General features: G+C 64.6%; 21 protein-coding genes. 11 read left to right on the top strand and 10 right to left on the bottom strand.

Translation table 11 applies throughout. From position 1 onward, the window contains the following. The first annotated feature begins 105 nt into the window (after positions 1 to 105). From rph to CHB86_RS18915, 4 genes are read left to right on the top strand one after another with little or no spacing between them, the layout of a single operon-like run. Positions 106 to 819: a ribonuclease PH gene (gene rph, locus CHB86_RS18930; RefSeq protein ID WP_089234667.1), complete on the top strand. Its 714-nt coding sequence runs from the start codon at positions 106 to 108 to the stop codon at positions 817 to 819. Between the two features lie 3 nt (positions 820 to 822). Next, the gene (gene rdgB / locus CHB86_RS18925; protein ID WP_089234666.1) at positions 823 to 1434 is read left to right on the top strand and encodes an RdgB/HAM1 family non-canonical purine NTP pyrophosphatase; all 612 of its coding nucleotides are present in this window, start codon (positions 823 to 825) and stop codon (positions 1432 to 1434) included. Continuing rightward, on the top strand, positions 1431 to 2600 hold the full coding sequence (gene hemW / locus CHB86_RS18920) for a radical SAM family heme chaperone HemW (protein ID WP_089234665.1): 1170 nt from the start codon (positions 1431 to 1433) through the stop codon (positions 2598 to 2600). Before rdgB ends, hemW begins: the two co-directional genes overlap by 4 nt. Positions 2601 to 2604: 4 nt before the next feature. Next, positions 2605 to 2964 carry a YbaN family protein gene (locus CHB86_RS18915; protein WP_089234664.1) on the top strand — a complete coding sequence of 120 codons (360 nt, stop codon included), beginning with the start codon at positions 2605 to 2607 and terminating at the stop codon, positions 2962 to 2964. On the opposite strand, the gene CHB86_RS18910 is transcribed toward CHB86_RS18915, so the two are convergent. The 7 genes from CHB86_RS18910 to CHB86_RS18880 form a co-directional block, all read right to left on the bottom strand. After that, complete coding sequence (locus CHB86_RS18910; RefSeq protein WP_089234663.1) at positions 2933 to 3859, bottom strand: ParB/RepB/Spo0J family partition protein; 927 nt, start codon at positions 3857 to 3859, stop codon at positions 2933 to 2935. The two genes, CHB86_RS18915 and CHB86_RS18910, sit on opposite strands and share 32 nt — an antisense overlap. 10 nt (positions 3860 to 3869) lie before the next feature. Next, the gene (locus CHB86_RS18905) at positions 3870 to 4679 is read right to left on the bottom strand and encodes a ParA family protein (protein WP_089234662.1); all 810 of its coding nucleotides are present in this window, start codon (positions 4677 to 4679) and stop codon (positions 3870 to 3872) included. Beyond that, on the bottom strand, positions 4672 to 5304 hold the full coding sequence (gene rsmG, locus CHB86_RS18900) for a 16S rRNA (guanine(527)-N(7))-methyltransferase RsmG (protein WP_089234661.1): 633 nt from the start codon (positions 5302 to 5304) through the stop codon (positions 4672 to 4674). Before rsmG ends, CHB86_RS18905 begins: the two co-directional genes overlap by 8 nt. After that, the gene (gene mnmG, locus CHB86_RS18895; RefSeq protein WP_089234660.1) at positions 5297 to 7168 is read right to left on the bottom strand and encodes a tRNA uridine-5-carboxymethylaminomethyl(34) synthesis enzyme MnmG; all 1872 of its coding nucleotides are present in this window, start codon (positions 7166 to 7168) and stop codon (positions 5297 to 5299) included. Before mnmG ends, rsmG begins: the two co-directional genes overlap by 8 nt. Positions 7169 to 7170: 2 nt before the next feature. Further along, complete coding sequence (mnmE, locus tag CHB86_RS18890) at positions 7171 to 8451, bottom strand: tRNA uridine-5-carboxymethylaminomethyl(34) synthesis GTPase MnmE (RefSeq protein ID WP_089234659.1); 1281 nt, start codon at positions 8449 to 8451, stop codon at positions 7171 to 7173. 25 nt (positions 8452 to 8476) lie between these two features. Then, positions 8477 to 9748: a transcription termination factor Rho gene (gene rho / locus CHB86_RS18885; protein WP_089234658.1), complete on the bottom strand. Its 1272-nt coding sequence runs from the start codon at positions 9746 to 9748 to the stop codon at positions 8477 to 8479. A 141-nt stretch (positions 9749 to 9889) separates the two neighbouring features. After that, positions 9890 to 10342, bottom strand: a complete 453-nt coding sequence (locus CHB86_RS18880; protein WP_089234657.1) for a CopD family protein — start codon at positions 10340 to 10342, stop codon at positions 9890 to 9892. 411 nt (positions 10343 to 10753) lie between these two features. Between CHB86_RS18880 and CHB86_RS18875 the strand changes: the two genes are divergently transcribed. Genes CHB86_RS18875 through dnaQ form a run of 4 tightly spaced genes read left to right on the top strand, consistent with a single transcriptional unit; the run spans position 10754 to position 13470 of the window. Continuing rightward, positions 10754 to 11365, top strand: coding sequence for a Maf family protein (locus CHB86_RS18875; RefSeq protein WP_089234656.1), 612 nt, complete (start codon positions 10754 to 10756; stop codon positions 11363 to 11365). Beyond that, complete coding sequence (locus CHB86_RS18870) at positions 11362 to 12195, top strand: shikimate dehydrogenase (protein WP_089234655.1); 834 nt, start codon at positions 11362 to 11364, stop codon at positions 12193 to 12195. The genes CHB86_RS18875 and CHB86_RS18870 overlap by 4 nt, the downstream gene beginning before the upstream one ends. Further along, positions 12192 to 12785 (top strand): dephospho-CoA kinase, encoded by a 594-nt coding sequence (coaE, locus tag CHB86_RS18865; RefSeq protein ID WP_089234654.1) that lies wholly within the window; start codon positions 12192 to 12194, stop codon positions 12783 to 12785. The genes CHB86_RS18870 and coaE overlap by 4 nt, the downstream gene beginning before the upstream one ends. Then, complete coding sequence (gene dnaQ, locus CHB86_RS18860; protein WP_089234653.1) at positions 12778 to 13470, top strand: DNA polymerase III subunit epsilon; 693 nt, start codon at positions 12778 to 12780, stop codon at positions 13468 to 13470. The genes coaE and dnaQ overlap by 8 nt, the downstream gene beginning before the upstream one ends. A 97-nt stretch (positions 13471 to 13567) precedes the next feature. Here dnaQ and secB read toward each other — a convergent pair whose 3' ends face one another. Together secB and CHB86_RS18850 are read right to left on the bottom strand one after the other, a co-directional pair. Further along, positions 13568 to 14098 (bottom strand): protein-export chaperone SecB, encoded by a 531-nt coding sequence (gene secB / locus CHB86_RS18855; protein ID WP_089234652.1) that lies wholly within the window; start codon positions 14096 to 14098, stop codon positions 13568 to 13570. A 62-nt stretch (positions 14099 to 14160) separates the two neighbouring features. Further along, the gene (locus tag CHB86_RS18850) at positions 14161 to 14646 is read right to left on the bottom strand and encodes an FxsA family protein (protein WP_089234651.1); all 486 of its coding nucleotides are present in this window, start codon (positions 14644 to 14646) and stop codon (positions 14161 to 14163) included. Positions 14647 to 14751: 105 nt separating this feature from the next. Between CHB86_RS18850 and CHB86_RS18845 the strand changes: the two genes are divergently transcribed. The 3 genes from CHB86_RS18845 to CHB86_RS18835 are packed head-to-tail and all read left to right on the top strand — an operon-like array spanning position 14752 to position 17022. Further along, a complete protein-coding gene (locus tag CHB86_RS18845; RefSeq protein ID WP_089234650.1) occupies positions 14752 to 15420 on the top strand; it encodes a Tim44/TimA family putative adaptor protein in 669 nt (222 codons plus the stop codon). Next, entirely contained in the window at positions 15417 to 16397 is a 981-nt protein-coding gene (gene mltA / locus CHB86_RS18840) for a murein transglycosylase A (RefSeq protein WP_089234649.1), read from the top strand. The genes CHB86_RS18845 and mltA overlap by 4 nt, the downstream gene beginning before the upstream one ends. A 10-nt stretch (positions 16398 to 16407) precedes the next feature. Next, the gene (locus tag CHB86_RS18835; protein WP_089234648.1) at positions 16408 to 17022 is read left to right on the top strand and encodes a Smr/MutS family protein; all 615 of its coding nucleotides are present in this window, start codon (positions 16408 to 16410) and stop codon (positions 17020 to 17022) included. Here the strand turns inward: CHB86_RS18835 and CHB86_RS18830 are convergent. Then, on the bottom strand, positions 16984 to 18231 hold the full coding sequence (locus tag CHB86_RS18830) for an MFS transporter (protein WP_089234647.1): 1248 nt from the start codon (positions 18229 to 18231) through the stop codon (positions 16984 to 16986). The two genes, CHB86_RS18835 and CHB86_RS18830, sit on opposite strands and share 39 nt — an antisense overlap. Between the last annotated feature and the right edge of the window lie 66 nt (positions 18232 to 18297).

The following is an 18297-nucleotide window of genomic DNA, read 5'->3' as shown; positions in this document are numbered from 1 at the left end:
GGCCAAGTCAGGATTTAGGTACGGAACCCCGTCGGGGTCAATCGGGGTTGCATCACGCTGCCTTGAAAGCCAAGAGAGGGGCAACCTTTTCCTGGGAGAAATACCATGCGCCCTTCCGGCCGCAAAACCGACGAAATGCGCCCGATCGTGATCGAAACCGGTGTCACCCGCCACGCCGAAGGCTCCTGCCTCATCAAGTGTGGCGACACGCAGGTCCTGTGCACCGCCAGCCTTGACGAGCGCGTGCCGCCCTTTCTCAAGAACACCGGCCTCGGCTGGGTGACCGCCGAATACGGCATGCTGCCCCGCGCCACCCACACCCGGATGAACCGGGAAGCCAAGCGAGGCCAGTCCGGCCGGACGCAGGAGATCCAGCGCCTGATCGGCCGCGCGCTGCGCGCCGGCGTCGACCGGGTGGCGCTCGGCGAGCGGCAGATCGTGATCGACTGCGACGTGATCCAGGCCGACGGCGGCACCCGCTGCGCCTCGATCACCGGTGGCTGGGTTGCGCTGCGCCTTGCTGTCAACAAGCTGATGAAAGCTGGCGACGTGATCAGCGACCCGATCACCGACCACGTGGCGGCCGTATCCTGCGGGATCTATGGCGGACAGCCGGTGGTGGACCTCGATTATCCCGAGGACAGCGAGGCCGGCACGGATTCGAACTTCGTGATGACCGGCTCCGGCCGGCTGATCGAGATCCAGGCTTCCGCGGAGGGCGCTACCTTCGGTCGCGACGATCTCGACACGCTGATGAACCTCGCCGAGGGCGGCATCGCCGAGCTGGTCGCGGCGCAAAAGGCAGCGGTCGGGGGCTGAACCATGCGGAAGTTCGACGGCAAGGAACTGGTCATTGCCTCGCATAACAAGGGCAAGGTGAAGGAGATCCGCGATCTCCTCGCCCCCTTTGGCGTCTCCGTCACATCGGCCGCCGAGCTCGGTCTTCCCGAGCCCGAGGAAACCGAGGACTCCTTCGTCGGCAATGCCCGCATCAAGGCCCATGCCGCCGCCAAGGCCAGCGGCCTGCCCGCCCTGTCGGACGACAGCGGCCTCAGCGTCGAGGCGCTCGATGGCGCTCCCGGCGTCTACACCGCCGACTGGGCCGAAACGCCGGAAGGCCGCGACTTCGCAATGGCGATGGGCAAGGTCTGGGAAGCCTGCGAACAGCGCGCTGCGCCGGAACCGCGGATCGCACGGTTCCACTGCCTGCTCTGCCTCGCCTGGCCCGACGGGCATGACGAGGTGTTCGACGGGTTCGTCCAGGGTCGGCTGGTCTGGCCAATGCGTGGCGCGCACGGCTTCGGTTTCGACCCGATGTTCCAGCCCGACGGCGAGTCCGAGACCTTCGGCGAGATGAACCCGGCCAAGAAGCACGGGATGAGCCACCGGGCCGACGCCTTCGCCAAGCTGGTCGCGGGCTGCTTCGAGCGGTGAGCGCGTCCGGCGAAGACTGGCAGGCCGCCGGGTTCGGGCTCTATGTCCACTGGCCGTTCTGCCAGTCGAAATGCCCCTATTGCGATTTCAATTCCCATGTCGCCGAGCACATCGACCAGAAGCGATGGGCCGATGCACTGTCTCGCGAAGTGGAGCGCGCCGGCGCGCTGACCGGGCGGCGCAAGCTCGACACCGTGTTCTTCGGCGGCGGCACGCCGAGCCTGATGGCGCCGGAGACGGTGGCGCAGGTGCTGGATACCGTCCGCGCCACCTGGCCGCTCGCCAACGACTGGGAAGTGACGCTCGAGGCCAACCCCACCTCGGTCGAGGCGGGCCGCTTCGCCGCCTACCGGCAGGCGGGGGTGAACCGAATCTCGCTCGGCGTCCAGTCCTTGAACGATGAGGACCTCCGGCGCCTCGGTCGGCTCCACTCCGCGGCAGAGGCGAGTACCGCCTTCGATATCGCGCGGCGGGAATTCGACCGTGTGTCCTTCGACCTGATCTATGCCCGGCAGGACCAATCGCTCGACGCCTGGCGCGAGGAGTTGGACCGGGCGCTCGAAATGGCGATCGACCACCTGTCGCTCTACCAGTTGACGATCGAGCCCGGCACCGCCTTTGGCGCACGCGCCGCGCGGGGCGGTTTGCGCGGCTTGCCGGACGAGGATCTGTCGGCGGACATGTACGACCTGACGGTCGAACGATGCGCCGAGGCGGGCCTCGAACTCTATGAAGTGTCGAACTTCGCCCGGTCTGGCGCAATCTGCAAACACAACATGTTGTATTGGAGTGCCGGTGACTACGCAGGTGTTGGGGCTGGAGCGCATGGGCGCCTGACCTTGAAAGGACAGAGGCACGCCACGGTCTGCCCATCGGCACCCGGCGCCTGGCTCAAGAAGGCCGAACAGGAGGCTGACGCCTTCGAGGAGTTCGCTCCCCTGTCTGGACAGGAGGCCGCGGAGGAATATCTTTTGATGGGGCTGCGGGTGACACAGGGCATTTCCATGTCTCGCCTGCTTGCGATGGGCGCGGACACCGAGCTTCCAGACCGGGTGGACAGGATGGTGGAAGCCGGCATGTTGGCGTTTGAGGGCGACACCCTGCGCACGACGCACCAGGGGCGCGCCCTGCTGAACGCGGTGTTGCGCGAATTGCTTGCGGGGTAAGCGAATGCGGGTTCTCTGGGGTGCTGCCGGCGCAGTGGCGCTTGGCCTGGGAGCCATCGGAGTTGTGCTCCCGCTCGTGCCGACCGTGCCCTTCGTCCTGCTCGCGGCCTTTTGCTTTTCCCGCTCATCTGACCGGCTGCATGACTGGCTGGTCGAACACAAGGTCTTCGGCCCACCGATCCGCGACTGGCGAGAAAGCGGCGCGATCTCGAGGCGCGGCAAGCGCTATGCCTCTGTGTCGATCGGCGCCGTCTTTGCGGTGTCTCTGGTGATCGGACTGCGCCCTGCCCTGCTTGCCATCCAGGCCGCGGTGCTCAGCGCTGTCCTCCTCTTTATATGGACTCGTCCAACGGGCTCTCGCTGAGCACGCGGCAGAGCGCGTCGAGCTGGTCGAGCGTCCGGTACTGGATCACCAACTTGCCGGACCCGTCGATGTCCATGTGATCAATGGTGACCTTCATCCGAAGGTTCGCCGAAAGATCCTGCTCCAGCGCGCGCGTGTCCGCGTCCTTCTCCGCACGGCCGGCGGAAGCGCGCGGCGCCGCACCCGGCTTCTCCGGCGCATTCGCCCGCTTGACCAGCGCCTCGGTCTCCCGGACCGAAAGCCCTTGGGCCACCACCTGTCGGGCAAGCTCGGCCGGATTGTCCGTGGTGATCAGCGCCCGCGCGTGACCCGCAGAAAGCTTGCCCTCCCGCAGCAGCGCCTGAACCTCCGTCGGCAATTGCAGCAGGCGCATGACGTTGGCGATGTGGCTCCGGCTCTTTCCGAGCGCCTGGGCCAGTTGCTCCTGCGTGTGGCCGAACCGGTCAATAAGCTGGCGATACCCAAGCGCCTCTTCCACCGCGTTCAGATCGGCGCGCTGGATGTTCTCGATGATCGCGATCTCGAGAACTTCGGTGTCGGTCAGGTCCCGCTGGATGACCGGAACCTCGTGCAGCTGCGCCATCTGAGCGGCGCGCCAGCGGCGTTCACCGGCGACGATCTCGAAACGATCCGGATTGCGAGGGCTCGGACGGACGATCAGCGGCTGCAGGACGCCCTTGGTGCGGATCGAATCCGAAAGTTCCTGCAGCGCGGTCTGGGAGAAATCCTTCCGCGGCTGGTCCGGGTTGGCTTCCAGCTTCTCGATCGGCAGGCGCCGCTCGTAGGGCTGCGGTCCACCCGTCGGCGCGGCGTTTGCCGGCTCGATGGCCACGTCTGCCATGAGAGCGGAAAGACCTCTGCCCAGCCCGCGGGTTTTCTGACTCTTCTTTTCCATGGTTGCCTTTCTAGACGGTGACACCGACGCCGCGCGCAAGCATTTCCTGCGCAAGGGCACGATACGCAGCGCTGCCTTTTGACGCGGTGTCGTATTCGAGGACTGTCTGGGAGAAGCTCGGCGCTTCGGAGATCCGCACGTTCCGGGGCACCCGCGTCTGGAACACGAGATCTCCCAACGCGTCGCGCGCATCCTCCTCGACCTGCTGCGAGAGGTTATTGCGGACGTCGTACATGGTCAGCACCACGCCTTCGATGCGCAGACCGGGGTTGGCGGTCTGTCGGACTTCTCGAAGCGTGAGCATCAGCTGCGACAGGCCCTCCAGCGCGAAGAACTCGCTCTGCAACGGCACCAGCACGGAATGCGCCGCAACCATCGCGTTGACCGTCAGGAGGTTGAGTGACGGCGGGCAATCGATCAACACGTGATCGTAGCCATATGTGGTAACCGCAGGTTGGCGCAACGCATCATGCAGTAGGAAACTGCGACGCTCATTCGCGACGAGCTCGATATCCGCCGAGCTGAGATCGGTGGTGGCCGGCGCGATCCAGAGGTTCTCGAAGTTGGTTGGGCGCACGACGTCCCCAAGCGGCACCTCGTCCAGCAGCAGGTCGTAGGTGGATTTCTCCCGATCCGCGACGTCGATGCCCAACCCGGTGGATGCGTTCCCCTGGGGATCGAGATCGATCACAAGAACCTTGCGGCCGTCTTCTGCGAGCGCAGCGCCGAGGTTGATGGCCGTGGTCGTCTTGCCGACACCGCCCTTCTGGTTGGCGACCGCAATGATCTTTGGCCCTGGGGCCCGGTTCGACTCAGACACGCTCGATTTCTCCAAGTACGAGGATGGCGGTATTCGGGTCCGTTATACTCGGCCTTCGCTCCAGCTTGAAGCGCCACGAGTCTGATGCTGACGCGACTTCCTCTTCAGCCCGCACTCCCTTTGGAAACAGACAGTGTCCGCCGGGAGCGAGATGAGGATAGGCATAGGTGAGAAGATCCGAAAGCGATGCGACAGCGCGTGCGGAAATCACGTCGGCGGCTTGAGGTCTCATGTCCTCGAGCCTCCTGGCAACCACTTCGGCGGTCACGCCTGTTTCCCTTAGAACCGTCGTCAGAAAGGCCGATTTTCGCTTGTCGCTTTCGACCAGAGTGAATGAAATCTCGGGAGTAAACTCCGCGGCGATGATCGCACAGACCAGCCCCGGGAACCCGCCGCCTGTCCCAAAATCCAGCCACTTCCGGGCAGAGGTCGGTGCGGCGGCGAAGACTTCGGCGGAATCCAGGATGTGCCGCGTCCATGCGTTCTCTATCGTACCGGGTGATACGAGGTTGATTGCCCGATTCCACTTGGTCAGGAGGGTTTGGTGGGTCTCGAGCCGCTCCCGTGTTTCACGTGAAACATCCCGACCCAGGACTGAAGATAGCGCATCGCCAGGTTCAAGCACGCTGACGTTCCGCTCGCCGAAGATGCGCCAGGACCAGCGTCAGCGCCGCGGGGGTCATTCCGTCGATCCGACCAGCTTGCGCGAGGGTGTCCGGGCGGACCCGTTCCAGCTTCAGCCGCAGCTCATTCGACAGGCCCTTCAGGACGGCATAGTCGAAATCTGCCGGGATCTCCCAGGATTCATCCTTCTTCAGCGCCGCCACATCACGAGACTGGCGATCGATGTAGTTTGCGTAGAGAGCATCCCGCCCGATCTGCTCCAAGACGTCCGGAGAAATCCCCGAGATCTCCGGTGCGGTTCTCGAGAATGCATCGACATCCGCGCCCGGCAGCGCCAGGGCCTGCAACGCGGTGCGTCGGGGCCCGTCCTCGTTCACCCGAACGCCCAGAGATTGAAGGGTGCGAGAGGTGAACTCGACCCCAGAGAGGATTTCCCGCGCTTCGGAGATCTGTTCCATCTTCTCTTCGAAACTCTGACGCCGCCGTTCCGAAACCATGCCAAGTTCGATACCCAGAGGCGTCAGCCGCTGATCCGCGTTGTCTGCCCGCAGCGACAAACGAAACTCGGCCCGGGACGTAAACATCCGGTACGGTTCCGAAACACCTTGGGTGATCAGGTCATCCACCATCACGCCGATGTAGCTTTGATCTCGACGGAAATGCACCGGCTCGTGTCCAAGAACGAACCGCGCCGCATTCAGACCCGCAACCAATCCTTGCGCCGCTGCCTCTTCGTATCCTGTGGTCCCATTGATCTGCCCGGCCAGGAACAGCCCTTCGTGGCCGCGCAACCTGAGCCCGGCATCGAGGCTGCGAGGATCGACGTAATCGTACTCGATAGCGTAGCCCGGCTGAAGAATCTGCGTGTTTTCCAGACCGGCGATCGAATGCACGTAGTCGTGCTGCACGTCCTCGGGAAGCGACGTGGAGATGCCGTTGGGGTAGACCGTGAAATCATCCAGACCCTCGGGCTCGAGGAAGATCTGGTGTGAGGTCTTCTCGGCGAACCGAACGATCTTGTCCTCGATCGAAGGGCAATATCTGGGGCCTACCCCTGCAATATGCCCACCATACATGGCAGACCGGCTCAGGTTCTCCCGGATGATCTCATGGGTTCGTTCGTTGGTATGTGTGATCCCGCAGGAGATCTGCCGAACCACTGGGCCCGTCGACAGGAAGGAAAACATCGACGGGTCATCGTCCCCGGGCTGGCTGTCGAGACGATCCCAATCGATCGTCCGCCCATCCAACCGCGGCGGCGTTCCCGTTTTCAGACGTCCGAATTCGACGCCAAGGTCCCGGATCTGATCCGCCAGTTTGTGGGACGGCTTGTCCCCCATCCGGCCGCCGGGCCGCGATACGTCACCGATATGGATGACACCATTGAGGAACGTTCCGGTGGTCAGAACCACGGCGCCCGCCCTGAGCACGGTCCCGTCCCCAAGTTCAAGTCCAGTCACACGCGCACCGTCGGTCTGAAGGGCGCACGCCTCACCCGTGACGAGGATGAGATTCCCGGTGGCTGCGATCTCGCGCTGCATGGCCGCCTTGTAGAGCTTACGATCCGCTTGTGTGCGGGGTCCTTGAACGGCCGGCCCTTTCTTGCGATTCAGCAGCCGGAACTGAATCCCGGCCTGGTCCGCCACGCGGCCCATCAGACCGTCAAGCGCATCGATTTCACGAACCAGATGCCCCTTCCCCAGCCCACCGATGGCCGGGTTGCAGGACATGACACCAAGATCATCGGCCTTCAGAGTGACCAGAGCCGTACGCGCACCGGTGCGGGCGGAGGCGGATGCCGCATCACATCCTGCATGTCCGCCGCCGACAACGATCACATCAAAGTCGTGTTTCACGTGAAACATCCTCACTTCCCGATGCAGAACGAACTGAAGATCTCTCCCAGCACGTCCTCAACTCCAATCCGCCCAACCAGGCTGTCGAGCGCTCGAATCGCCACCCGAAGATTCTCCGCCACCAGTTCCGCGGAATCACCGCCGGAATATAGCCACTCCTGCGCCAGCTCCAAAGCCTCCGACGACACCTTCAATGCTTCGGCATGACGCAACCGCGTCGCCGTCCCGGCACCGGACACCCGGTCTGCCAGAACGTCGGACACCAGGGACAGGAGTTCGGACACTCCCTCCCCGGTTTCGCCAGACACCGGAAGGCCGGAACCGACGACGCCAAGGTCACATTTCGCAGCGACCCGCACATCCTCTTCGCGCAGTTCCACTCCAAGGTCGTCCTCGCCAAGGATGATCCGAAGGTCCGCCGCTTCCGCCCTCTTTCGCGCCCGGTCGATCCCAAGGGATTCGATCTCGTCCTCGGTCTCGCGCATACCCGCCGTATCGAGGAAGGTCACGGGCATCCCGCCCACGTCCATTCGGACCTCGATCACATCCCGCGTCGTCCCCGCGATTTCCGAGGTGATCGCAGCATCCCGGCCAGAAAGCCGGTTGAGCAGCGTCGACTTCCCGGCATTCGGCGGTCCGACAATCGCGACTTCGAAGCCATGACGAATCTGTTCGGCCGCACCGACACCGGCGATCTCGGTCCGGAAACTCGTCACCAGATCCGCCAGGATCTCGTGCACCTCCGGAGATACGTCCTCGGGCACTTCCTCATCGGCAAAGTCGATCGTCGCTTCGAGAAGGGCCGCCGCGCGGAGCAGCGACGCGCGCCAATCCTCGGCCTTCCGGCTCAGTGCGCCGGTGAAACCTTGCAGGGCCTGCTGCCGCTGAGCCTCGGTTTCCGCGTCGATGAGATCCGCGAGACCCTCGACCTGCGCCAGGTCCAACCGCTCGTTTTCCAAAGCTCGCCGGGTGAACTCCCCGGCCTCGGCTGCGCGCAGGCCGTCCATGCCGGAAAGCGCTGCAAGGAGCCGGGAAACAACCGCCGGGCTTCCGTGAGTCTGGAACTCGACGCTGGCCTCACCGGTAAAGCTGGCGCCCGCTTCGAATACCAGCACCAGCGCTTCATCGATCAGCTCCCCTGCATCGCGCAAAGGACGGATCGCCGCGCGGCGGGGTCCAGGAAGCGACCCGCACAGACGACGGCACGCCGCCCAGGCCTCGGAACCGGACACGCGAACCACTGCTACCCCGGCACGGCCGGGCGCCGTTGCCAGGGCGTAGATCGTGTCCATCGGTATCCTCGTGATCAGGCGCCGGTCAGGTGTTCATCGAGTCGAAGAACTCGGCGTTGGTCTTCGTCTGCTTGAGCTTGGAAATCAGGAACTCGATCGCATCCGTCGTACCCATCGGGTTCAGGATCCGGCGCAGCACGAAGGTCTTCTGGAGGTCACCCTTGTCGACCAGCAGGTCTTCCTTCCGGGTGCCGGACTTCAGGATGTCCATCGCCGGGAAGACGCGCTTGTCCGCGACCTTGCGGTCCAGCACGATCTCGGAGTTACCGGTGCCCTTGAATTCTTCGAAGATGACTTCGTCCATCCGGCTGCCGGTGTCGATCAGCGCGGTGGCGATGATGGTCAGCGATCCGCCTTCCTCGATGTTCCGGGCCGCACCGAAGAACCGCTTCGGCCGCTGCAGCGCGTTGGCGTCCACACCACCGGTCAGCACCTTACCCGACGAAGGCACCACGGTGTTGAAGGCTCTACCAAGTCTTGTGATTGAGTCGAGAAGGATCACAACATCTCGTTTGTGCTCGACCAAGCGCTTGGCTTTCTCGATCACCATCTCCGAGACGGCCACGTGCCGCGTCGCCGGTTCATCGAAGGTCGAGGAGATCACCTCGCCCTTCACGCTCCGCTGCATGTCGGTCACCTCTTCCGGGCGCTCGTCGATCAGCAGGACGATCAGGTAGCACTCCGGGTGGTTCTTCTCGATCGAGTTGGCGATGTTCTGCAGCAGCACCGTCTTGCCGGTCCGCGGCGGGGCCACGATCAGGCTCCGCTGGCCTTTCCCGATCGGAGCGACCAGGTCGATGATGCGGGCCGAGCGATCCTTGATCGTCGGGTCGTCGACTTCCATTTTCAGCCGCTCGTCAGGATAGAGCGGCGTCAGGTTGTCGAAGTTGATCTTGTGGCGCGCCTTCTCCGGCTCCTCGAAGTTGATCTGCGTCACCTTCGTCATGCAGAAGTAGCGCTCGTTCTCGCGCGGCGCCTGGATCACGCCATCGACCGTGTCACCGGTCCGCAGGGAGTACTGCCGGATCATGTCGGGCGAGACATAGATGTCGTCCGGGCCAGGCAGGTAGTTGGCCTCCGGCGAGCGCAGGAAGCCGAAGCCGTCCTGCATCACCTCGAGCACACCATCGCCCGAGATCTCCCAGCCATCCTCCGCGCGCTCCTTGAGGATCGCGAACATCATGTCGCCCTTGCGCATCGTCGATGCGTTGTCGATGTCCAGCTCTTCCGCCATCGCGAGAAGATCGGCCGGAGTCTGGGCCTTGAGTTCGGACAGTGTCAGGGAGTCTTCGGCCATGAATGCGCTTTCCTGGCCGTGCACCGGCCGTTGCAACTTGAGAGATAGGAGAGACCTGGCAGGACAGCCATTGGCGCGGCATCTAAGCGCTCAGGGCCGCCATGTCAATCTCTTCGCCCCTTTCCCTGCTGGCCTGCGGCCTCAGAAGCGCAGGATCACTGCAAAGACGATCACGATCATCAGCACCGTCGGAAGCTCGTTCATGATCCGGTAGGTACGCCCCGAGAGGCGGAACTCGCCCGCCACGAAGTCCTTGCAACGCGCTGCAAGCCACATGTGGAACCAGGTCATGGCGATCACGCAGCCGCCCTTGGCATAGGGCCAGAAGGCCGTCCAGTCGACGATCCCGGGCGTCAGGACCAGCATCAGGCCGAAGAGCCAGGTCGCGATCATGGAAGGGTTCATGATCAGCTTCAGAAGCTTCCGCTCCATCATCTGGAACACGCCGTCCATTTGCGTTCCTGGCGTCGTCTGCTCGGTGTGATGCACGTAGAGCCTCGGCAGGTAGAAGAGACCCGCCATCCAGGCAATCATCGAGATCACATGCAGAGACTTGGTCCAGAGATAGATATTGCTCAGCCAGTCCGCGATCATCGCGTCTCTCCCCTCGGATGGTCTCCGCTCTCTTAAATAGAAAAGAAAGAAAGAAAGAAAGATGTGGTAGTTGTAGGGGCTGTGGAGATGTGGATTATCGAGATGTCCACAGTCCGATCCACCGGGGGAAAGCTGTCGGAAAGGCTTTTCGTTGTCACCGCAACGTCTGATTTTTTACCATGTTTCAATACCTTCTTTGAAATTCGCCATGAGCATGAACCTGTGGATGAAATCCGAATGCTGGTGGATGGGTGTTGCTGTCCGCCGCTCTGAGTATCGAGTTTTCCGCCGGGGATGACTCTCGAGCGGGATCGGGGCAAACGGCCCGAAATCCACCATCTGGCAATTCTGTCCCAATCGGGTCACAACGCATCCACCCCTTTCAAGAGATCTGTCCACAGGGAAACCCACATGAGTTCGCCTCCGGTGCCCACCCTGCTCCTCGCCTCCCGCTCCGAGGTCCGCGCCCAGTTGCTCCGCAACGCTGGCGTTCCGTTCGAGATCCGCGCCGCCTCCGTCGACGAGGACGCGCTGCGCGCCGGCATGGAAGCCGACGGTCTTTCGCCGCGCGACATGGCCGACCACCTGGCCGAGTCCAAGGCCAACCGGATTGCCCTGCGCCAGCCCGACCGGCTCGTGCTCGGCTGCGACCAGATCCTGGAGTTCCGCGGCCGCGCGCTCGCCAAGCCGGAAAGCGAGGCGGAGGCCCGGGCGCAGCTCGCCGAGATGTCCGGCCAGCTTCACCACCTCTATTCCGCCGCCGTTCTGTTTTACGAAGGCCGCCCGGTCTGGCGGCATATCGGCCACGTCCGGATGACGATGCGCGCGCTCTCGCCCGGCTATATCGACGCGTATGTCGCGCGAAACTGGGAGACGATTCGCCATTGCGTCGGTGGCTACCAGCTTGAAGCCGAGGGCGTTCGCCTCTTTGCGTCGGTCGAGGGCGATTTCTTCTCGGTTCTCGGGCTTCCTTTGCTGCCGCTTCTGGACCATCTTGTCGCCAGGGGAGTGATAGAGACATGACAGACAAGATACCGCTGGCCGGTGTAATCGGCTCGCCCGTGGCCCATTCGCTCTCGCCGCGCCTGCACGGCCACTGGCTCGCCACCTATGGCCTCAAGGGTCATTACATCCCGATGGACGTTGCGCCGGAAGACCTGGAACAGGTCCTGCGCACCCTGCCCCGCATGGGCTTCGTCGGCGTCAACGTCACCATCCCGCACAAGGAGGCCGCGCTCGCGCTGGCCGATCTGGTGACCGACCGTGCCGCCCTGATCGGCGCCGCCAACACGCTGATCTTCAACGAGGATGGCCGGATCCACGCCGATTGTACCGATGGCTACGGGTTCATCGCCAACATGCGCCAGAACGCTTCCGGCTGGTCGGCGGCCGATGGTCCTGCCGCGATCCTCGGCGCCGGCGGCGCCGCCCGAGCGGTGATCTCGGCCATGCTGGATGCCGGTGCACCGGAGATCCGCATCGCCAACCGCACCCGTGCCCGCGCAGACGCCCTGCGCGCCGAGTTCGGCCCCCGTCTGGTGGTGCATGACTGGGGCATGGCCGGCCTGATGTTCGAAGGCGCGAGGACGGTGGTGAACACCACGTCGCTCGGCATGGTGGGCAAGACCGAGTTCACGCTTTCACTCGATCGGCTGGAGCCCGAGGCCGTCGCGACCGACATCGTCTACGCGCCCCTGCGCACGGGATTCCTGCAGGCCGCCGAAGCCCGCGGCTGCCGCACAGTCGACGGCCTGGGCATGCTTCTCCACCAGGCCGCGCCCGGGTTCGAACGCTGGTTCGGCCAACGTCCAGTCGTCGACCAGGCTCTGCGCGACGCGGTCCTCGGCCAATGAGCCGGCCCTTCCTGATCGGCCTCACCGGGTCCATCGGCATGGGCAAATCGACCACCGCTGCCATGTTTGCCGACGAGGGTGTTGCCGTCTGGGATGCCGATGCCGCCGTCCATCGGCTCTATGCCCCGGGGGGTGCCGCCGTCGAGCCGATCCGCGCGCTGCATCCGGCCGCGATCTCGGACGAGTCCGTCAGCCGCCATGCGCTGAAGGCTTGGATCGCGACGGACGACAGCGCCCTGTCGCGGATCGAGGCCATCGTCCACCCGCTCGTCGCGGCGGATCGCCAGTCCTTCATCGACACCACCGAGGCGCGCTTCGCCCTTTTCGATATCCCGCTGTTGTTTGAAACCGGCGCCGATGCGGCGATGGACCTGACGGTCACCGTTTCGGTCTCTCCCGCCGAGCAGCGCCGCCGGGTGCTCGACCGTCCGGGCATGACGCCGGAACAATTCCAGCATATCCTCTCCCGGCAGATGCCCGATGCCGAGAAGCGCGCCCGGGCTGACGTCGTCATCGACACCACCACCATCGAGGGCGCCCGCGCCCAGGTCGCGAAACTGATGAAGGATCTCAGGCAGAAACATGCGTGAAATCGTGCTCGACACCGAAACCACCGGCCTCGACCCCTACGATGGCCACCGTATCGTCGAAATCGGCGGCGTGGAGCTCGACAACCACGTGCCGACCGGGCGCACCTATCACCAGTACATCAATCCCCGCCGTGACATGCCGACCGAGGCTTTCGAAGTTCATGGAATTTCGGAAGAATTCCTCGCCGACAAGCCCGTTTTCGAAGCCATCGCGCAGGAATTCGTGGATTTCGTCGGCGATGCCCTTCTGGTGATCCACAACGCCTCATTCGACATGAAATTCCTCAACGCCGAACTGGAATGGGCCGGGTTCAAGGCGATGCCGATGTCCCAGTCGCTCGACACGCTGGCCATCGCCCGCAAGCGGTTTCCCGGCTCGCCCGCCAGCCTCGACGCGCTCTGCCGTCGCTTCGGCATCGACAACTCCAATCGGACCTTGCACGGCGCCCTGCTCGACTCCGAGATCCTTGCCGATGTCTACCTGGAGCTGATCGGTGGTCGGCAACCGGACTTCGCGCTCTCCACCAGCGGCGGCGGAAGCACGAGCCAGGGCCAAAGCAGCTGGCGCCCCGGCCCGCGGCCGGCGCCCCTGCCCTCGCGCCTGACGGCTGAGGAACTCGACGCGCACAAAAAGCTCATCGACAGCCTCGGAGACGACGCTCTCTGGAAGAAATTCGCCGGCTGACGCCGCCCGCGCCCGCTTCACCTGTCTGGAAATTTCCTCTGGGGGAGCCCCGGACCGGCGCGCGGGGGGCAGACAGCCCCCCGTCCGGCCGTGACGATCAGGCGTCGGCCTTGGCTTTCGCGGCCTGCTCGGCCTGCGCGCGGCGGATCAGCTCCTGCCGGTAAAGAGCAACGAAATCAACGTTGTCGAGGTTCAGCGGCGGGAAGCCACCGTCCCGGGTCACGTCCGACACGATGCGCCGCACGAAGGGGAACAGCATCCGCGGGCACTCGATCAGAAGGAAGGGGTGCAGCTGCTCTTCGGGAACGTTCTCGATGTGGAAGATCCCGCCGTATTCCAGCTCGAGCAGGAACAGCACCGAGTCCGTGCCCTTGCTCTTGGACTCGACCTTGAACTTGGTGATGACCTCGTACTGGTTTTCGGTGCTGCGCTTCTTGGCGTCGAGGTTCACCTGTACCTGGACGTCCGGCTGCAGCTCGCCGCTGATGCCTTTCTGAACGACGACGTTCTCGAACGACAGGTCGCGGATGAACTGCCCGAGCACGCGCATCTGCGGCGGTTGCGGTTGCGGTTGCGTCTGGCCGTCGCCGGCTGCCGGCGCGCCGGTTTCGTTGGGTTGATCGGACATGGTTCTCTCCCGAAATGGATCAATTCTGCTTGATTTGGCTGTATCAAACCGCCGCCAAGGTCTCAATCCCGTGTCCATCCCGACGGACCTTGCGTCCGCCGCGGCTCGGGCTTGATCTCTTCATAGTCGCCGTCGATCACCGACCCACGGTCACCGGTCGGGCGGTTGTAGGATGAGCTGTGGAACGTCGCGGAGGACGTAACGACCATCCGCTTGCGGATCTGCTGGAACGCGGCCTCGCGCACTTTTGGCACCATCAGCAGGAAACCGACCGCATCGGTAAAAAATCCGGGCGTCAGCAGCAGCGCTCCGGCCAGGATGATCATGGCCCCATGCGCGAGCGGTTCGGTCGGATCGTTCAATTCGCCCATGCTGCGTTGCAATTGCATCAACACGCCCCGGCCCTGCCGCCGAAGCAGCGAGGTACCCAGAACCGCCGTTACAACCACGATGAACAGCGTCCAACCCAGCCCCAGAAGGGAGCCGACCTGAATGAACAATGCGATCTCGATCAACGGGATCGCGATGAAGAGCAGCAGGAACGGCATCGGTGTCCTCCAACCGGGTTTGCGTTTGTGGACTTGTCATCCTTGGTCGCTTACATAAGTGCGGTGGGCACGACTTACCAACCCGCCACGTACAAGAGGACATAGATGAGCGCTGCCGTGATCCAGCTCCTGGTTTTGGCCGGGATCGCAATTTTCCTGATCCTGCGGCTTCGGTCTGTGCTCGGGACGAGGGAAGGTTTCGAGAAACCGCAGCTTCCGCCGAACGAGCGCGAGAACCTGCGCCGCGGCGACCGGCCCGATTTCGAAGTGATCGACGGGGGCCCGGACCGCGACATCATCGACCACGTTCCCGAGGGCAGCTCTGCCGCTCTGGCACTGGCCCAGATGAAGCGCGCCGAACCCTCGTTCAGCGTCCATGAGTTCTTGCAGGGCGCCCGCGGCGCTTACGAGATGATCCTCATGGCCTTCGAGCACGGCGAGCTCGAGCGGATCGAGCCTTTCCTGGACAACGATGTGCGCGACGCCTTCGCCGAGGTCATTGCACAGCGCGAGGCCCAGGGTCTGACCGTAAGCTCCAACTTCGTGGGCGTCCGCGAGCTGTCGCTGACCGGCGCGGAGTTCGATGCGGGCACCGATACCGCCGAGATCACCGTGCGTTTCGTCGGCGAGATGACCCACATCGTCCGCGATGCCGAGGGCAAGGTGCTTGAAGGCAGCGAAACCGAAATCAAGCGCCAGCGCGACGTCTGGACCTTTGCCCGCAAGATGGGCACCGGCGATCCCAACTGGCAGCTGGTCGCCACGGGCGAATGACCCCGGCGCGGCCGGTTCCGGCCGCATCTCCCCTTTCGCATCACAGCCCTCTCGCCTTCGACGATCTCGTCGGCTGGCGAAAGGACGACCACGAGGCCGCGCTCGCGGCCTTTGTGGTCACCTGCGATATCCCCGACGGCCCCGAATGGCGGCAGATGGGCGATGCAGCCCGGGCACAACCGGACCCGCGCGCCTTCTTCGAGCGGTTCTTTCGCCCGGTCCTGATCGGCGACGGGCCGGCGCTCTTCACCGGATATTATGAACCGGAACTGCCCGGCGCGCTGAGCCGGAGCGCGCGCTTCTGCCATCCGATCTACGCCAGGCCTGATGATCTGCCCGAGACCGAGCCCTGGGTGACCCGGGCCGAGATCGAGGCGGGCGGGCTGCTCGAGGGCCGCGGGCTCGAGATCGCCTGGCTGGACGATCCCGCAGAGGCGTTTTTCCTTCAGGTTCAAGGTTCTGGCCGGATCCGGCTTCCCGATGGCACGATCCTCCGCGTGGGCTATGACGGCCGCAACGGGCACCCCTACCGCTCGATCGGACAGGAGATGATCCGCCGCGGGCTCTTCACCCCGGAAGAGATCTCGGCCACGGCCATCAAGGACTGGCTCCGCGGCCATCCCGCCGAGTGCCGGGGAATACTGCAGCACAACCCGTCCTTCGTCTTCTTCCGCGTGCTGACCGACGTGCCGGCCGACAAGGGCCCTATCGGCACGATGGGTCGCCCGGTCACGCCGGGCCGTAGTGTTGCCGTCGACCCCGGGTTTACCCCGCTCGGCGCGCCGGTCTGGATCGAGACCGACGGGCCGGACCCGATCCGCCGGCTGATGATCGCGCAGGACACCGGCTCGGCGATAAAGGGTCCGCAACGGGCCGACATCTTCTGCGGCAGCGGCGATCAGGCGGGCATTACCGCGGGCGCGTTGCGCGATCCGGGACGCATGTTGGTGCTCATGCCCCTGCCGGTGAAGGATTGAGGTCGCGCGGATGTCGAGCAAACGGCCCCCCCGTCGCCTCAGCGAGGACGACATCGCCATCTGGCGCAACGTCGCGCGCAGCGCCACGCCGATGCATCCGCGCGCGAAGGCTGTCACGCCCGAGGGCGCGAAACCCGAACCGGCCCAGCCGGAACCCCTGCCCCGTTCCCCTGCCATTCCGGAATTCCGGGTCGGCGAGGCCGCGCGCTACGACCATTCCAAGGGTCACAACCTGACGCCGACCCTGAGCGCCCGGCTGGCCGCCGAACCGCTGCGCATGGACCACAAGACCTTCAACCGGATGAAGCGTGGCAAGTTGCGGCCCGAGCGCAAGATCGACCTGCACGGCATGACGCTCGCCCGGGCGCACCCGGCGCTCAGCCGTTTCATCATCTCGGCCCAGGCCGATGGTTGCCGACTGGTGCTGGTGGTGACCGGCAAGGGCAGCACCCAGCGGCCCGACGACGACGGGCCTATCCCGACCCCGCGCGGCATCCTGCGCACCCAGGTGCCGCAATGGCTCCGCATGGCGCCGCTCGGGGCGCTGGTCCTGCAGGTTTCGCAGGCGCATGCGAGCCACGGCGGCTCAGGCGCCTACTACGTCTACCTGTCCCGCCGGCGCTAGCAGCCGCCCGGCGCGCCGCAACCCGATGGCGGCAAGCAGCGTCGCGACAAGGCAATAGCCCGCCATCATCTGTAGCTGCGTCTCGAAGCCGATCCCTGCATCCACCGCGACGCCGGTCACCACCGGCCCGATGGCGGAGCCGAAGACCATCGCCGAGGTCGCCATCGCCTTGATCGAGCCGAGATACCGGGTTCCGTAGGCTTCGGCCCAGAAGGCGTTGGGCAGGGTCGCGTTCGCGCCGCTGGTCATGCCGACCAGCGCCATCCCGAGCGCCACCCCCAACAGCGAATGGGCCAGCGACAGGGTCAGCAACCCGCAGGCCATCGGCAACAGGAGGAACGTGAGCAGGCGGAACGTGCCCAGCCGGTCAAGCGCGACGCCGCTCACCATCATCGTCGTCACCGCGCAGACGGTGAAAACCGGGAACAGAGCGACCAGCGAGAGATGGGCGATCCCCTTGATCTCCGCCAGAAGAACCTGCTGAAAAAACAAGGAAGTAACCAGAAACGGCGGCGCCAGGACCAGCGGCAGGATCAGCCAGAACAGCCAGTGTCGCAGCACCTCGCCCCGCTGCCAGGCGCGGCCTTCCATCCCGACGGAAGGGCTGGCGTCGAGATCGGCCTGCGGTGTCCGCTCCAGTCGCAACAGGGACAGCAGCACCGGCACCACGCAAAGGATCAGCATCGCCGCCAGCAGCCACAGGCTCCGCCATCCGGCGACACCGAGCAGCGCGACGAAGCTCAGCGGCATCAGCGACTCGCCCAGGGTGATCCCGAGGCTCGCCACCGAAAGCGCGCGGCCCCGCGTTGCGACGAACCAGCGGCCCATGGCGACGATCGCGATATGGGTGGTCATCCCCTGCCCCGCGAGCCGCAGGGCGAAGATCACGAATGGCAGCGCCCAGGCGCCCGGCGCCACAGCCATCGCGAGGCAGGCGAGCGCGAAGAACGGCAGCACCACCTGGATCAGCTCCCGCACCCGGAACCGATCCGTCAGGGTGCCGGCCCAGATCATGGTGATCGCCGAGGCCAGCGTGCCGGCCGAGTAGATCGCGCCCCAGTCCCCGTGACTCAGCCCGAAGGCGCCGCGGATCTCGCCGGCGAAGACCGAGATGAAAAAGGTCTGCCCGAAGCTCGACGTCAGCGTCAGCAGGAATCCCGCGGCCAGCCAGGCGGCGTTCTCGCGCAGAAAGGTCAGCGTGGAGGTCATCGTCCGGCCCGTCCTGCGGAAGGCCGGGCCGGGTTCGGGTCAAAGTGTGTGAAATGGAAAAAGGAA

Source organism: Tropicimonas sediminicola (genome assembly GCF_900188335.1).
GTDB lineage: Bacteria > Pseudomonadota > Alphaproteobacteria > Rhodobacterales > Rhodobacteraceae > Tropicimonas > Tropicimonas sediminicola.
Note: the sequence above shows the minus strand (reverse complement) of the source record. Positions and strands in the feature narration are given on the sequence as shown.